14 protein-coding genes are annotated in these 13,940 nt (G+C 75.9%); 5 read left to right on the top strand and 9 right to left on the bottom strand.

The features are described from left to right. Entirely contained in the window at nt 1–1,332 is a 1,332-nt protein-coding gene (locus ACPCUX_RS07930) for an RNA polymerase sigma factor (protein ID WP_423388532.1), read from the top strand. A 40-nt stretch (nt 1,333–1,372) separates the two neighbouring features. Here the strand turns inward: ACPCUX_RS07930 and ACPCUX_RS07925 are convergent, their stop codons facing one another. Beyond that, the gene (locus ACPCUX_RS07925) at nt 1,373–2,077 is read right to left on the bottom strand and encodes a FadR/GntR family transcriptional regulator (protein ID WP_144681765.1); all 705 of its coding nucleotides are present in this window, start codon (nt 2,075–2,077) and stop codon (nt 1,373–1,375) included. A 174-nt stretch (nt 2,078–2,251) separates the two neighbouring features. Here ACPCUX_RS07925 and ACPCUX_RS07920 point away from each other — a divergent pair, with 174 nt between their 5' ends. From ACPCUX_RS07920 to ACPCUX_RS07910, 3 genes are read left to right on the top strand one after another with little or no spacing between them, the layout of a single operon-like run. After that, on the top strand, nt 2,252–3,046 hold the full coding sequence (locus ACPCUX_RS07920; RefSeq protein WP_086149108.1) for a (Fe-S)-binding protein: 795 nt from the start codon (nt 2,252–2,254) through the stop codon (nt 3,044–3,046). Further along, entirely contained in the window at nt 3,043–4,653 is a 1,611-nt protein-coding gene (locus tag ACPCUX_RS07915) for a LutB/LldF family L-lactate oxidation iron-sulfur protein (protein WP_423388499.1), read from the top strand. The genes ACPCUX_RS07920 and ACPCUX_RS07915 overlap by 4 nt, the downstream gene beginning before the upstream one ends. Next, nucleotides 4,650–5,336, top strand: a complete 687-nt coding sequence (locus ACPCUX_RS07910; protein WP_423388498.1) for a LutC/YkgG family protein — start codon at nt 4,650–4,652, stop codon at nt 5,334–5,336. The genes ACPCUX_RS07915 and ACPCUX_RS07910 overlap by 4 nt, the downstream gene beginning before the upstream one ends. A 64-nt stretch (nt 5,337–5,400) precedes the next feature. Here the strand turns inward: ACPCUX_RS07910 and ACPCUX_RS07905 are convergent, their stop codons facing one another. Then, nucleotides 5,401–6,096: an NUDIX hydrolase gene (locus ACPCUX_RS07905; RefSeq protein ID WP_409141372.1), complete on the bottom strand. Its 696-nt coding sequence runs from the start codon at nt 6,094–6,096 to the stop codon at nt 5,401–5,403. A 72-nt stretch (nt 6,097–6,168) separates the two neighbouring features. On the opposite strand from ACPCUX_RS07905, the gene ACPCUX_RS07900 reads away from it, so the two are divergent. After that, a complete protein-coding gene (locus ACPCUX_RS07900; RefSeq protein ID WP_409141371.1) occupies nt 6,169–6,882 on the top strand; it encodes a uridine kinase family protein in 714 nt (237 codons plus the stop codon). A gap of 3 nt (nt 6,883–6,885) precedes the next feature. Here the strand turns inward: ACPCUX_RS07900 and ACPCUX_RS07895 are convergent, their stop codons facing one another. The 7 genes from ACPCUX_RS07895 to ACPCUX_RS07865 form a co-directional block, all read right to left on the bottom strand. After that, a complete protein-coding gene (locus ACPCUX_RS07895; RefSeq protein ID WP_423388497.1) occupies nt 6,886–7,455 on the bottom strand; it encodes a hypothetical protein in 570 nt (189 codons plus the stop codon). A gap of 155 nt (nt 7,456–7,610) precedes the next feature. Continuing rightward, a complete protein-coding gene (locus tag ACPCUX_RS07890) occupies nt 7,611–8,483 on the bottom strand; it encodes a methyltransferase (RefSeq protein WP_423388496.1) in 873 nt (290 codons plus the stop codon). A 167-nt stretch (nt 8,484–8,650) separates the two neighbouring features. Next, nucleotides 8,651–9,727: an LLM class flavin-dependent oxidoreductase gene (locus ACPCUX_RS07885; protein ID WP_114553918.1), complete on the bottom strand. Its 1,077-nt coding sequence runs from the start codon at nt 9,725–9,727 to the stop codon at nt 8,651–8,653. After that, a complete protein-coding gene (locus tag ACPCUX_RS07880; RefSeq protein ID WP_409141368.1) occupies nt 9,724–11,133 on the bottom strand; it encodes an LLM class flavin-dependent oxidoreductase in 1,410 nt (469 codons plus the stop codon). Before ACPCUX_RS07880 ends, ACPCUX_RS07885 begins: the two co-directional genes overlap by 4 nt. Then, complete coding sequence (locus tag ACPCUX_RS07875) at nt 11,130–11,948, bottom strand: ABC transporter ATP-binding protein (RefSeq protein WP_423388495.1); 819 nt, start codon at nt 11,946–11,948, stop codon at nt 11,130–11,132. Before ACPCUX_RS07875 ends, ACPCUX_RS07880 begins: the two co-directional genes overlap by 4 nt. Further along, nucleotides 11,924–12,787, bottom strand: a complete 864-nt coding sequence (locus tag ACPCUX_RS07870; RefSeq protein WP_423388494.1) for an ABC transporter permease — start codon at nt 12,785–12,787, stop codon at nt 11,924–11,926. The genes ACPCUX_RS07875 and ACPCUX_RS07870 overlap by 25 nt, the downstream gene beginning before the upstream one ends. Then, a complete protein-coding gene (locus tag ACPCUX_RS07865; protein WP_423388493.1) occupies nt 12,784–13,902 on the bottom strand; it encodes an ABC transporter substrate-binding protein in 1,119 nt (372 codons plus the stop codon). The genes ACPCUX_RS07870 and ACPCUX_RS07865 overlap by 4 nt, the downstream gene beginning before the upstream one ends. Between the last annotated feature and the right edge of the window lie 38 nt (nt 13,903–13,940).

Genomic DNA, 13,940 nt, shown 5'->3' with positions numbered 1-13,940 from the left:
CTGACGCCCGCGACGGACCCCGTCGAGGACGCGTTCCGCACCGAGTGGGGACGCGTCCTCGGCGCCGTCGCGCGCAGCACGGGCGACCTCGACCTGGCCGAGGAGTCCGCGCAGGAGGCGTTCGCCGCGGCGCTGCGGACGTGGCGCCGCGACGGCGTGCCGGAGCGTCCCGGCGCGTGGCTGACGACGACCGCGCGCCGCCACGCGATCGACGTCCTGCGCCGTCGTCGGGTCGAGGCGGAGCGGGTCGCGTCCGCGGGCCGCCTGGGCGAGCGCGTCGACCCGGGTCCCCGGGGCGGGAGCCGAGCCGCGGACCCGGTCGTCGAGCAGGTAGCGCGCGGCCTCGACGACGACCCCTGGGACGCCGACGACCCGGACGGCGACCTCGTGCGCCTGCTCTTCACGTGCTGCCACCCGGCGCTGCCCGCCGAGGCGCGGGTCGCCCTCACCCTGCGGTCGCTGACCGGCATGACCACCGCCCAGGTCGCGCGCGCCTTCCTCGTCCCCGAGGCGACGATGGCGCAGCGCCTGGTCCGGGCCAAGCGCCGTATCCGCGCCACCGGCATGACCTTCCGCGTGCCGCCGGCCGCGCTGCGGTCCGAGCGCGTCGAGGGCGTCCTCGCGGTGCTGTACGTGCTGTTCACCGAGGGGTACGACGCGTGGGCGGAGCCCGCCGACGCCGTCGAGGGCTCGGCCGAGCGGCGCGCGCTCGCCGACGTCGCCGTCCGGCTCGCGCGGCTCACCGCGCGCCTGCTCGACGACGAGCCCGAGGCCCGCGGGCTGCTCGCCCTGCTGCTGCTCCAGCACGCGCGCCGCGACGAGCGCGTGGGGCCCGACGGCGTCACGCGGACCCTGACCGAGCAGGACCGCGCGCGCTGGCGGCACGACGAGATCGCCGAGGGGCTGTCCGAGCTGGACGCGGCGCTCGCCGTCGGGCGACCTGGGCCGTACCAGGTGCAGGCCGCCGTCGCGGCGCTCCACGACGAGGCGACCGACGCGGCTGCGACCGACTGGCCGCAGATCCTCGGCCTCTACGACGTGCTGCTCGACCTCACCGGCTCGCCCGTCGTCGCGCTCAACCGCGCGGTCGCGGTCGCGGAGGTGCACGGCTCCGACGCGGGACTGGCCGCGGTCGACGCCGTCGCGGACGAGCCGGCGCTCGCGGGCTACCACCTGCTGCCCGCCGTCCGCGCCGAGCTGCTCGTCCGGGCCAGGCGCCCCGCGGACGCCGCCGTCGACCTGTGCCGTGCGCTCACGCTCGTGGACCGCGAGGGCGACCGCCGGCTCCTGGAGCGCCGCCTGGCCGGCCTGCCTCGCGCCGGATCGACCTAGCCGTCGCGAGACCCCTCACGGGACGCGCACGACGGTCCGCTCAGAGGCCCGTCTCGGCGTAGAAGCCCTCGATGTGGGCGCGCACCGCGCGGGCCGCGCGCTCGCCGTCGCCCTCCGCGACGGCGGAGAGCACGGCGCGGTGCTCGGCGCGCAGGCGTGCGGCGGTCCGCTCCCACGACGGGAGCGCGGCGCTGCCCGCGGCGACGTACGACTCGATCGCGCCGCGCAGCCCGGTCATGACGGCCTCGACGAGCGCGTTGCCCGCGAGCCGCACGAGCAGCACGTGGAACGTCGCGTCGAGCTCGCGGAAGTCGGCCGCGGGCAGCGTCGGGTCCTCCATCCGGTCGAGCAGGGCGCCCGCCTCAGCGAGCGTCGCTGCGGCCTCGTCGTCTCCCGCACCCACTCGCTCCCCCGCGGCCCGGACCGCCCACGTCTCCAGCAGCACGCGCGTCTCGACGACGTCGCGCACCGCGAGCGTCCCGGACGCGACGTGCAGGCGCACGGCCGCGCCCAGCCCGGCGGCGGGCCGGTCGACGACGGTGGCGCCGGCGTCGGGCCCGGAGCCCACGGCGGTGCGCACGATGCCCATGGCCTCGAGCACGCGGAGCGCCTCGCGCACCGAGGGGCGCGAGACGCCGAGCTCCTCCGCGAGCGCGCGCTCGGCCGGGAGGCGCTCGCCGAGCGCCCAGCGGCCCGCGGCGAGGTCCGCCTCGATGCGGGCGAGGACGCGTTCGTGGGTGCGCACCCGCTCAGGGTAGGCGACCCCGGCACGCTGTGGTCAGACCACGCCGACCGCGTGGTCTACAGTGGACGGACTGTGGTCAGACCACAGCCGCGGCGCCTCACCGCGGCGGTCTCGGCAGGCGGCACGGACGCGGCCCGGCGAGACTGGACCGACTCGCCCTCCCCCGGAGCAACGATGCGCATAGCCCTCACCGCGACCTGCATCGGCGACGTGATGTTCCCCCAGGCACCGCGCGCCACCGCCCAACTCCTCGAGCGCCTCGGCCACGAGGTGTTCTTCCCCGAGCGCCAGGCCTGCTGCGGCCAGATGCACGTCAACACGGGGTACCTCGACGAGGCTGTCCCCGTGGTGCGCAACCACGTCGAGGCGTTCTCCCCCGTGCTCGACGGCGAGTGGGACGCGATCGTCGTCCCGTCCGGGTCGTGCACCGGGTCCGTGCGGCACCAGCAAGGCATGGTCTGCCGGCGCGCCGGTCTCGACGACCTCGCGCGCACCGCCGACGCCGTCGCCGCGAAGACGTACGAGCTGTCCGAGCTGCTCGTCGACGTGCTCGGCGTGACCGACGTCGGCGCCTACTTCCCGCACCGGGTCACCTACCACCCGACGTGCCACTCGCTGCGCATGCTCCACGTCGGCGACAAGCCGCTGCGGCTCCTGCGCGCGGTCGAGGGCATCGACCTCGTCGAGCTGCCCGCCGCGGAGGAGTGCTGCGGGTTCGGCGGCACCTTCGCGCTGAAGAACGCCGAGACCTCGACGGCGATGCTCGCCGACAAGATGACGCACGTGAAGGCGACGGGCGCCGAGGTCCTCACCGCAGGCGACGCGTCGTGCCTCATGCACATCGGTGGCGGCCTGTCGCGCATCCGCGCGGGCGTCCGCACGCTGCACCTCGCGGAGATCCTCGCGTCCACGAAGGACACGCCCGCCCCCGCCGGAGTCGGCCCGTCGACGCGCGGGGGTGCCCGGTGAGCCGCACGTTCCTCGGCCTGCCCGTCCGGCGCGGCGCGCGCACCCTGCCCGACGACGTCGCCCACCCGGGCGGGCACGGCACCTCGGCGGGTGCGGGGGCGGCGTCGGACGCGTTCGGCGACGTGCCGCACCCGGACGCCCCGCTGCGCTGGGGCGGGTCGTTCCCCGACGCGGCGCGCGAGGCGCTCCAGAACACGCAGCTGCGGCGCAACCTCGCGCACGCGACGTCGACCATCCGGGCCAAGCGCGCGGCCGTCGTCGGCGAGGTACCGGACTGGGAGGCGCTGCGCGACGCGGGCTCCGCGATCAAGACCGACGTCATGGCGCGCCTGCCCGAGCTCCTCGAGGAGCTGGAGCGCAACGTCGTGGCGCGCGGCGGCGTCGTGCACTGGGCGCGCGACGCGGACGAGGCGAACCGGATCGTCGCGGACCTCGTCAAGGCGAAGGGGGTCGACGAGGTCGTCAAGGTGAAGTCCATGGCGACGCAGGAGACCGGGCTCAACGAGGCGCTCGCCGCCGAGGGGATCGCGGCGTACGAGACGGACCTCGCGGAGCTCATCGTGCAGCTCGCCGACGACATGCCGTCGCACATCCTCGTGCCCGCGATCCACCGCAACCGCGCGGAGATCCGCGAGATCTTCCTCGCGCGCATGGGCGACGCCCCGCCCGACCTCTCGGACGTCCCGCGCGAGCTCGCGATGGCCGCGCGCGCCCACCTGCGCCGCAAGTTCCTCTCGGCGAAGGTCGCGATCAGCGGGGCGAACTTCGGCGTCGCGGACACGGGGACGCTGACCGTCGTCGAGTCCGAGGGCAACGGCCGCATGTGTCTCACGCTCCCCGAGACGCTCATCACCGTCATGGGGATCGAGAAGGTCGTTCCCACGTACACCGACCTGGAGGTGTTCCTCCAGCTCCTGCCGCGCTCGTCCACGGGCGAGCGCATGAACCCGTACACCTCCCTGTGGACGGGCGTCACGCCCGGCGACGGCCCGCAGGAGTTCCACCTCGTGCTGCTCGACAACGGACGCACCGACGTCCTCGCCGACGAGGTCGGGCGGGCCGCGCTGCACTGCATCCGCTGCTCCGCGTGCCTCAACGTGTGCCCGGTGTACGAGCGCGTGGGCGGCCACGCGTACGGGTCGGTGTACCCCGGCCCGATCGGCGCGATCCTCACGCCGCAGCTCACGAAGTCCTCCGGCGGGCTCTCCGGCCACCACGACCCGAACGCGTCGCTCCCCTACGCCTCGACGCTGTGCGGCGCGTGCTACGAGGTGTGCCCCGTGAAGATCGACATCCCGTCGATCCTCGTCGAGCTCCGGGCGCGCGAGGTCGACGCCGACCGCGGCCGCCCCACCGGGTGGGGCGCCGCGATGAAGGCGGCCTCGTTCGTCATGTCCGACGCGCGCCGGTTCGAGATCGCGGAGAAGGCGGCGGGGGTCGGGCGCCTGGTCGCCGGTCCGAAGGGCCGGATCTCGACCCTCCCCCCGCCCGCGTCCGCGTGGACCCGCTCGCGCGACCTCCCGGCGCCCGCGAAGCAGACCTTCCGCGACTGGTGGCGCGACCGCCCGGCCGACGAGCCCCGCACCGAGGGAGGTGAGGACCGGTGAGCGCGCGCGACGACGTCCTCGCCCGCGTGCGCACCGCGCTCGGCGGGTCGACGGCGGCGGGCGGCCCCGCGGCGTCGGGCAGCGTGCCGCGCGCCTACCGCGAGCACGGCGAGCTCGCCCCGGGCTCGCCCGAGGCCGTGGACGTGCTCGTCGACCGGCTCGTCGACTACCGGGCGCACGTGCACCGCGCCGAGACGGCGGCGGACGTGGCGACGGTCGTCGGCGACCTGCTCGCCGACGCGACGTCCGTCGTCGTGCCGGCCGGTCTCGACGAGGCGTGGCTCGCGGGCCTGGGCGCCGGGATCGCCGTCGTGCGGGACGCGCGCGACGACCCGCGCACGCCCGACGAGCTCGACCGCACGGACGCCGTCGTCACCGCGGCGCGCGTCGCGGTGGGCGACACCGGGACGATCGTGCTCGACGGCGAGCCCGACCAGGGCCGCCGGGCGATCACGCTCGTGCCCGACCTGCACGTGTGCGTCGTGCGCACGGACCAGGTGGTGCAGACCGTGCCCGAGGCCGTGCGCCTGCTCGCCGCGCACCCCGGGCGCCCGCAGACGTGGATCAGCGGCCCCAGCGCGACGAGCGACATCGAGCTCTCCCGCGTCGAGGGCGTGCACGGCCCCCGCACCCTCCACGTCGTCCTCGCCCCGCCGAGGGAGAGCCCCGGTCCGCCGAGGTAGAGCCCTGGTCAGCCGAGGTAGAGCCCTGGTCGTGACCAGGGCTCTACCTCGCGCGACCGGGGCTCTACCTCGTGGGGAGTCCTGCCCGACGGCGGTGGCGCACCTCCGCGAGGACCGTCGCCAGGCGGACGGGGAAGTCGTCGGGCGTGCCGGGCGGCAGCGCGTCCACCGGGAACCACGCGACGTCCTCGCTCTCGTCGCTGACGACCGTGCGCGCGTCCGGGTCGGCGAACGCGACGAACCCGACGTCCCAGTGCGTCCGGCAGGTGCCGAACGCCGCGGCGAGGTCGTGCCGGTGCACGTCCACGGGGGCGGCCGGCGCGGCGCCGGCGCGGGACCCGGCCACGGACTCCACGCCCTGCTCGGGGTCCGCGTCCAACGGGACGCCCGGCTCGGGGTCCGGGTCGAACGGGACGAGGTCCTCGACGCCGCTCTCCTCGCGCGCCTCGCGGTAGGCGGCACCGGCGAGCGTCGTGTCCTCCGGCTCGGTGTGGCCGCCCACCTGGACCCAGAACCGGCCCTTGCGGTGGAAGCACAGCAGCACGCGGTCGAGACCGGGGCTGAGCACGAAGCAGCTCGCCGTGAGGTGCTGCGGACCGCCGTCGCGCCGCACCGCCTCGGCGCGCGGCCCGGCGTCGCCGCGGACGAACGCGCGGTACTCCGCCGCGAGCGCCTCCTGACGGGGATCCACGGGCTCCCACCGGTCGAGGCGGTCGAGGGCGTCGCGGGCGAGCAGGGCGGCGGGGTCCGGAGCGGTCACCGGGGAAGGCTACGCGCCGCACCCGACGCCCCGCCTCGGGGCTCACGCCGGACGCTGCGACAATGGTGTCCCGTGAGCGACCCTCAGCACGACGCCGACGGCGGCCCCACCGACGCCACCCGGACCGACCCGGTGCCGACCGGACCCGCCGGGGACCCGGCGCTGTTCGACCTCCCGCCCGGGTCGCGCGAGGTCCCGACGCGGATCGTGCTGCTCACCGGGGCGTCGGGCTCGGGCAAGACGTCGCTCACCCGCCGGCTCGGGCTCCCGGTCGTCGCGCTCGACGACTTCTACCTCGACCACGACCATCCCGACCTGCCGCAGCGCTTCGGCATCGTGGACTGGGACGACCCCCGCTCGTGGGACGCCGAGGGCGCGGTCGCGGCGCTCGTCGACCTCGCGCGCACGGGCCACGCCGACGTGCCGGTCTACGACATCCCGACGTCGCGCCGCACCGGCACGACCCACGTCGACGTCACGGGCTCGCGCGTCGTCCTGGCGGAGGGCATCTTCGCGGCGGAGATCGTCGCGGCCTGCCGCGCGCAGGACGTGCTGGCCGACGCGATCTGCCTCTACCGACCGCGCCTCGTGACGTTCTGGTTCCGCCTGCTGCGCGACCTCGCCGAGATGCGCAAGCCGCCGCTCACCCTGTTCCGGCGCGGGTGGGCGCTGCTGCGCGCCGAGCCCGCGCTCGTGCGGCACTGGGAGTCGCTCGGCTGCCGCGCGCTCACGCCCGCGCAGGCCGAGAAGGAGATCCGCGCGCTGCTGCGGCCCGCCTCGGCGTAGGCGTCAGCCCGGCGGGGCGGCGATCTCGATCGTCGCGACCGACGGTCCGCCGCACTCCGACGCGGTACCGTCCGCGCTCTCCCACGTCGGGTCGATCTCGCGCTCCACGACGACGTCGCCCGAGGCGACCTCGACGACGCGGACGAGGACCGGACCGACCGGACCGTTCAGCGCGGACCCGGTCCACTCGGCGACGGAGGGCGCGTCCTGCGCCTCTTCGCTCGGCTCGGGCGAGGTCTCGACGGCCTGGGGCGGGGCCGGGTCGACCGGATCGACCGGATCGACCGGATCGACCGGGTCGACCGGGATCGTCGTGGGGGCCGGCTCCGGGCCGGGCAGGAGCGTGCCGTCGCGCACGAGCCCGCAGGGGTCGGCGCCGACGCAGGCCACCGTGACGCCGTACGCGTCGCGGTCCGGCCAGGAGTCGTCGAGCCGGACCTCCAGGCGAGCCGAGTAGCCGACCGCCGGGCACGCGGTGACCAGACCTCCGGGACCGCTGCACGCCGAGAGCGCGGCGACGAGCAGCGCACCGGCCAGGCCGTGCGCGCGCCGTCGCGCTCGTGCGGTGCTCACCGACGTCCCCTCTCGCGGCCCGCCCGCCCGTCGGGCCCTCGTCCACCCTGTGTCACGGACGGCCCGCGCCTTGCACCACGGCCCACGTTCTCCTTCGACGGGCCTGCCGAGACGTGAGAAGTGGCCCCTGACCCGCGCGTCGCAGGGGCCATTTCTCACGTCTCGTAGGGGAGCGTCCCGACGACGATCGTCGCGCCGATGTCGTCGTCCCGGACGACGCGCGCGACCAGCCCGGCCCGGCCGAGCACCGCGACGGCACCCGCTGCCTGGCGCTCGCCGGACTCGGTGAGCAGGTGACCGCCGGGGGCGAGCCAGGCGGACGCCTCGGTCGCGACGCGGCGCAGCACGTCCAGCCCGTCGCCGCCGCCGTCGAGGGCGACGTGCGCCTCGTGGTCGCGTGCCTCGCGCGGCAGCAGCGGGATCTCGCCCGACGGGACGTACGGCACGTTGGCGAGGAGGAGGTCGACCCGCCCGCGCAGACCGGCGGGCAGAGGGTCGAAGAGGTCGCCCTCGTACGCGGTCCCGCCGACGGCCCCGACGTTGCGCGCCGCGCACGCGACCGCGGCCGGGTCCACGTCGCTCGCGTGCAGCGCGGCGGCCTCCGCTCCGCCGAGGCCCACCGCCGTCGCGAGCCCCAGCGCCCCGGCGCCGCAGCACAGGTCGACGACGACCGTCCGGCCGTCCCTGCCACCCTCCGGACGGCCGCCGGGGCCGCTGCCCGGGCCGCCGTCGGACAGCTGCGCCGGGCGCCCGGCCCGCCGCCCGAGCGCGACCGCCTCGTCGACGAGCAGCGTGGTGCGCTGGCGCGGCACGAACACCCCGGGGTCCACGGCGACCCGCAGCCCGTGGAAGTCGACGTACCCGAGGACGTGCTCGAGCGGCTCGCCCGCGACCCGGCGCGCGACGAGCGCCTCGAGGTGCGCGGCGTCGTCGGCCCGCTCGGCGAGGAGCGCGGCCTCGTCCTCCGCGAAGACGCACCCGGCGGCGCGCAGGCGGGCGGTGAGGTCGTCGAGCCTGCTCTGGTCCACGCTCCGGACGGTACTCCGGGTCGCGGCCGCCCGGGGATCCTCGACCGGCTGGCGATCGACCCGCGCGCCCGAGATCAGCCCGCGCCCTGGATCGACCCGTACGCACCGGTCCGACCCGCAGAGGGTCGACCCCATGACGCCCGGGTCGATCCCCGCGACGGTGACCGTCAGTCGCGCAGGAGCGGGAGGAGCCGGGTGCCCTGGCGCTCGATCTCCCGCAGGTACGGGGTGTCGGACAGGACGAAGTGCGTCACGCCGAGGTCCTCGTAGCGCCGCAGCGACTTCGCGACGTCCTCCGCGGAGCCGACGAGCCACGTCGTGCCCGCTCCCCCGCCGCCGAACCGGCCCGGGGCGGTCCACAGGTTGTCGTCGAGCACCTCGCCCCGCTCGGCCAGGTCGAGCAGGCGCTGCTGCCCGACGGCGGTGCTCCGCCCCCGGTCCCGGGCCGACCACGCCTCGCGCTCCGGCGAGCGGGCCGCGAGCTGCGCGACCTTCGCCTCGGCGTCGGCCCACGCCTCCTCCGTCGTGTCCCGCACGAACGTCGTGACGCGCAGCCCGAACTCGAGCGGTGCGTGCTCACGGCCGAGCTCGGCGCTCAGCTGCCTCAGCCGGTCGATGCGCTCCGCGATCCCGTCGAGCGGCTCGCCCCAGAAGAGCTGCACGTCGGCCTCGGTCGCCGCGACGCGCTCCGCCGCCTCCGAGGCGCCGCCGAAGTAGATCCGCGGGTGGGCGCGGTCGCCGCGGACCACGGGCCGCGGCCCCAGCGACGAGCGCGTCACCGAGAAGTGCTCGCCCGCGTACGTGACCTCCTCCTGCGTCCACAGGCGCCGCACGATCTGCAGGAACTCGCGCGTGCGGGCGTAGCGGTGCGCCGGGTCGGCCTCGCCGTCGCCGTACGCCTCCTGCCCGTCGGTGCCGGACACGATGTTGACGCGCAGCCGGCCGCCGCTCAGGTGGTCGAGGGTCGCGGCGGCGGACGCGAAGTGCGCGGGCCGCCAGAACCCGGGCCGGATCGCGACGAGCGGCTCGAACGTCGTGGTGCGGGCCGCGAGCGCCGTCGCGACCGTGAACGTGTCGGGACGCCCCCAGCTCGTCCCGAGCAGCGCGCCCGCGAACCCGTGGCGTTCCAGGGCGTGCGCGTGGCTCGTCAGGGTGTCGAGGCTGTTGTGGTCCTCGGTGGTGTCGTCGCCGCGGTGCCCCGGCCGCACCTGGTTCGGGATGTACCAGAGGTGCTCCGCGCTCATGCGAAGGCCCCCTCGACGACTCGTGCCCCGCCGTCGGACGACGTCCCGGCGGGGGCCGCGTCCGTGTAGCGGTTCGCCGGTCGTTCGAGCCCGTAGTGCTCGCGCAACGTCCGGCCCTCGTACTCGGTGCGGAACAGGCCGCGCTCGCGCAGCACGGGCAGCACGTGCTCGACGAACTGCTCGAGCCCCGACGGCAGCACCGCGGGCATGATGTTGAACCCGTCGGCGGCCTCGGCGTCGTACCAGTCCTGGAGCGCGTCGGCGACCTGCTCGGGCGTGCCGGCGAACGTGCGGTGGCCCCGCCCGCCGCCGAGGCGCCCGATGAGCTGGCGCACCGTCAGCCGCTCGCGCCGCGCGAGCTCGACGATCAGCGTGTACCGGCTCTTGGCCCCCTCGATCTCGTCCTCGGTGGGCAGGCCGTCGGGCAGCTCGCGGTCGAGCGGCAGGTCCTCGGGCGCGAGGCGCAGCGTCTTCGCGAGCTGGGCGCGCGCGTACTCGGGGACGATGAGCTCGTCGAGCTCGCGCTCCCGCGCGAGCGCCTCCGCCTCCGTGGACCCGATGACGGGGACGATGCCGGGCAGGATCTTCACCGTGCCCGGGTCCCGCCCGACCGTGACCGCCCGGGCCTTGAGGTCGGAGTAGAACGCCTGGGCGTCGGCGAGCGTCTGGTGCGCGGTGAACACGGCCTCGGCGTAGCGCGCGGCGAGGTCCTTGCCGTCCTCGGACGACCCGGCCTGCACGATGAGCGGGCGCGCCTGCGGCGAGCGCGGCGTCGTGAGCGCGCCGTGCACGGAGAAGTGGGTGCCGACGTGCGCGGGCCCGTGGATCTTGGCCGGGTCCGCCCAGACGCCCGCGGCCTTGTCGGCGAGCACGGCGTCGTCCTCCCACGAGTCCCAGAGCCGGAACGCGACGTCGAGGAACTCGGCCGCGCGCTCGTACCGCACGGCGTGCGCCGGCTGGTCGTCGAGGCCGAAGTTGCGCGCGATCTCCGGCCCCGCCGTCGTGACGACGTTCCACCCGGCCCGGCCGCCTGACACGTGGTCGATCGACGCGAAGCGCCGCGCCAGGTTGTACGGCGAGTTGTACGTCGTCGACGCCGTCGCGATGAGGCCGATGCGCTCGGTCACGGTCGCGATCGCCGTCAGCACGATGAGCGGGTCGAGCGAGCCCGCCGGGCGGCGCCCGACGTCGGACCGCAGCCCGGGGCCGTCCGCGAAGAAGATCGAGTCGAGCTTCCCCGCCTCCGCGACCTGCGCGAGGCGCTGCAGGTGCGCGATGTTCGTCGAGGTCCACGACGGGTCGCTCTCGGGCAGGCGCCACGACGCCTCGTGGTGGCCCGTGCTCATGAGGAACGCGTTGAGGTGCAGGCGGCCGGGGCGGTGGCCCGAGGAGGCGTGGCGGGTCATGCGGCGGTGTCCTTCCGGTCGGAGGTCGTCGGGGCGTCGCGGACGACGCCGAGCGCGTCGAGCAGCTCCGTGCGGAGCCGGGCGAAGCGGGGGTCCGCGGGGTCGCGGGCCTCGGTGGGGCCGTAGCTCCGGTCGATGCGGCGCTCGGCCGCGATCCGTCCTTCGTCGAGCACGACGACGCGGTCCGCGAGCACGATCGCCTCGTCGACGTCGTGCGTGACGAGCAGGACCGCGGGGCGGTGCCGCGCGCACAGGTCGCGCAGCAGGGCGTGCATCCGGATGCGCGTCAGGGCGTCGAGCGCGCCGAACGGCTCGTCGGCGAGCAGGAGCCGCGGCGAGCGCACGAGCGAACGGGCGAGCGACACGCGCTGCTGCTCGCCGCCCGAGAGCTCGTTCGGCCACGCGCGCTCGCGCCCGGCCAGACCGACCTCCGCGAGGCTCGCGCGGCCGGCGTCCCGCGCGGCGCTCCGCCCGCGCGCCCCGGCGTCGAGACCGAGCACCACGTTGTCCAGCACGCGCGCCCACGGGAGGAGCCGCGAGTCCTGGAAGACGACGGACACCTGGTCCGGCACGACGACCTCGCCCGAGCCCGCGACCCCGTGGTCGAGCGCGGCGAGCGCGCGCAGGAGCGTGCTCTTGCCCGAGCCGGACCGGCCCAGGATCGCGACGAACTCGCCGTCGTCCACGGTGAGGTCGAGGTGGTCGAGGATGCGCTGCTCCCCGTACGACCGGACGAGCGAGCGGACCCGCACGGCCGCGCCCGGCGCCGTCGGGCGGGCCTCCTGCGCGGTCAGTCCTCCAGCGTGCGCCGCCACGAGAGCACCCTCCTCTGCAGGAGGCGGACGGCGAGGTCCGCGGAGTAGCCCAGCACGCCGTAGACCACGAGGCCGACGAGGATGATCTCCGTCTGCCCGTACGTCCGGGCGAGCTCCATCATGTAGCCGATCCCGGCCGTCGCGTTGACCTGCTCGACGACGACGAGCGCGAGCATCGAGCCCGTGACCGCGAACCGCAGGCCGAGGAAGAAACCGGGCAGCGCGCCCGGCAGGATGACGCGGCGCACGAACTGCCACCGCGAGAGCTGCACCGTCTCGGCGAGCTCGACGTAGCGGCTGTCGATCGCGCGCAGGCCGTTGTGCGTGTGCAGGTAGATGGGGATGAAGACGCCGAGCGCGATGGTGATGACCTTCATCTCCTCGCCGATGCCGAACCACAGGATGAGCAGCGGCAGGAGCGCGAGGTTGGGGATGGCGCGCTTGACCTGGATCGGGCCGTCGAGCACGGCGTCGCCGACCCGGCTCAGCCCGGCGGCCAGCGCGAGCACGACGCCCGCGACGATGCCGGCCACGAGCCCGAGCGCGGCGCGCGTCAGGGAGACGCCGAGGTGCGCCCCGAGCTTGCCGTTCGCGACGAGCTCCGCGCCCGTCGAGACGACCGTCCACGGCGCGGACAGCACGCGCGGGTCGACGAGCCCCGTCGCGGACCCCACCGACCAGACGACCGCGAGGAGCGTGACCCCGACGAGCGCCGCGAGCGGGACCGGCCGGCCGAGCCCGAGGCGCGTGCCGCGCGGTCGCACGTCCGCCGGGGTCGACGGCGCGGCGTCGTCCCGCGGGACCGCGACGTCGACCCGCTCGACGACCGCGGCGCTCACTGCGCGCCCCCGTCCCGCGCGGCGGCGGCCGCCTCGCCCGCGACCGGGCCGAAGCGCACGTCGAACAGGTCCGCCGCGTCGAGCGGCTGCTCGTCGAGCTCCGCCGCGAGCAGGTCGACCGTCGCCTGCGTGCGCTCGATGCCCTCCGTGAGGTCGGACGGGACGTCCGGGACCGGCGCGTGGTCGACGAGATACTGCGCGTCCTCCTCGCTCAGCCCCTGGTCCTCGATGTAGTAGCCCTGCTTCCACTCCTCGGGGTGCTCCGCGACCCAGATCTTCGCGGCCGCCCACGCGGCGACGTACTCCCGCAGCGCCGCCGCCCTGGCCGGGTCGCGCACGACCTCGGTCGGGCCGTAGAGGTGCGACGCGTCGTCGCGCAGGTGGTGCTGGACCGACGTCGCGCCGTCGGCCTCGTACGTCGCGAGGTACCGGAAGAGCTGCGTGCCGCCGAGCGGCGCGACGTCGACCTCGCCCGCCGCGAGGGCCGTCGAGTAGACGTCGCCCGTGCTCGGGAGCTCGACGAGCTCGACGTCGTCCTGCGTGAGCCCGGCCTCCTGCAGCGCCTTGAGGACGATCGCGCCCTGCGCCTGGCCCGGGCTGAACGCGATGCGGTGACCGCGGAAGTCCTCGAGGGAGTCGAGCTCGACCCCCGGCGCCCCCGCGAACTCGTAGACCGGCGCGTCCTCCCAGTTCTCCCGGTAGACGGACGCGTACACCTGCACGTCCAGGCCCGTCCACGTCGCGTGGATCGGCGGGATCTCCGCGACGGCGCCGACGTCGAGCGAGCCGGCCCGGAACGCCTCCGTCGTCGCCGGGCCGCCCGAGATGTTGGCCCACTCGATCTCGAACGAGAAGTCGCTGTCCAGGTCGTCGCCCGCGAGCTCGAACGCCTTCTGCGTCGTCGGGTCGCCGACCCGCAGGACGGTGCCCTCCGGCACCTCGGTGGGCAGCTCGGCGTCCGGGGCGAGCGTGCCGCCGTCGGCCGGGTCACCGCCCCCGGACGCCTCGGCGGTGCTGCACGCACCGGCGGCGAGGAGCGCGACGAGACCGAGCGCGACGGCCGTCGCCCTCCGGCGGCCGGGCGGTGCGGACGGACGGGGCGGGGAAGCAGGCATGACGGGTCCTCTCAGGGAGAGCGCACGGGGACGCACGA

Origin of the sequence: Cellulosimicrobium sp. AB352 (assembly GCF_049538415.1) — a bacterium.
In the GTDB taxonomy this organism is placed as follows: Bacteria; Actinomycetota; Actinomycetes; order Actinomycetales; family Cellulomonadaceae; genus Cellulosimicrobium; species Cellulosimicrobium funkei.
This window is presented reverse-complemented; position numbering and strand designations above follow the sequence as displayed.

Bases quoted from the DNA above. Each gene is read 5' to 3' on its own strand.
- ACPCUX_RS07920 (WP_086149108.1), top strand. From the start codon at position 2,252: ATGCGCATAGCCCTCACCGCGACCTGCATCGGCGACGTGATGTTCCCC.
- ACPCUX_RS07885 (WP_114553918.1), bottom strand. From the start codon at position 9,727: ATGAGCGCGGAGCACCTCTGGTACATCCCGAACCAGGTGCGGCCGGGG.
- ACPCUX_RS07880 (WP_409141368.1), bottom strand. From the start codon at position 11,133: ATGACCCGCCACGCCTCCTCGGGCCACCGCCCCGGCCGCCTGCACCTC.
- ACPCUX_RS07865 (WP_423388493.1), bottom strand. From the start codon at position 13,902: ATGCCTGCTTCCCCGCCCCGTCCGTCCGCACCGCCCGGCCGCCGGAGG.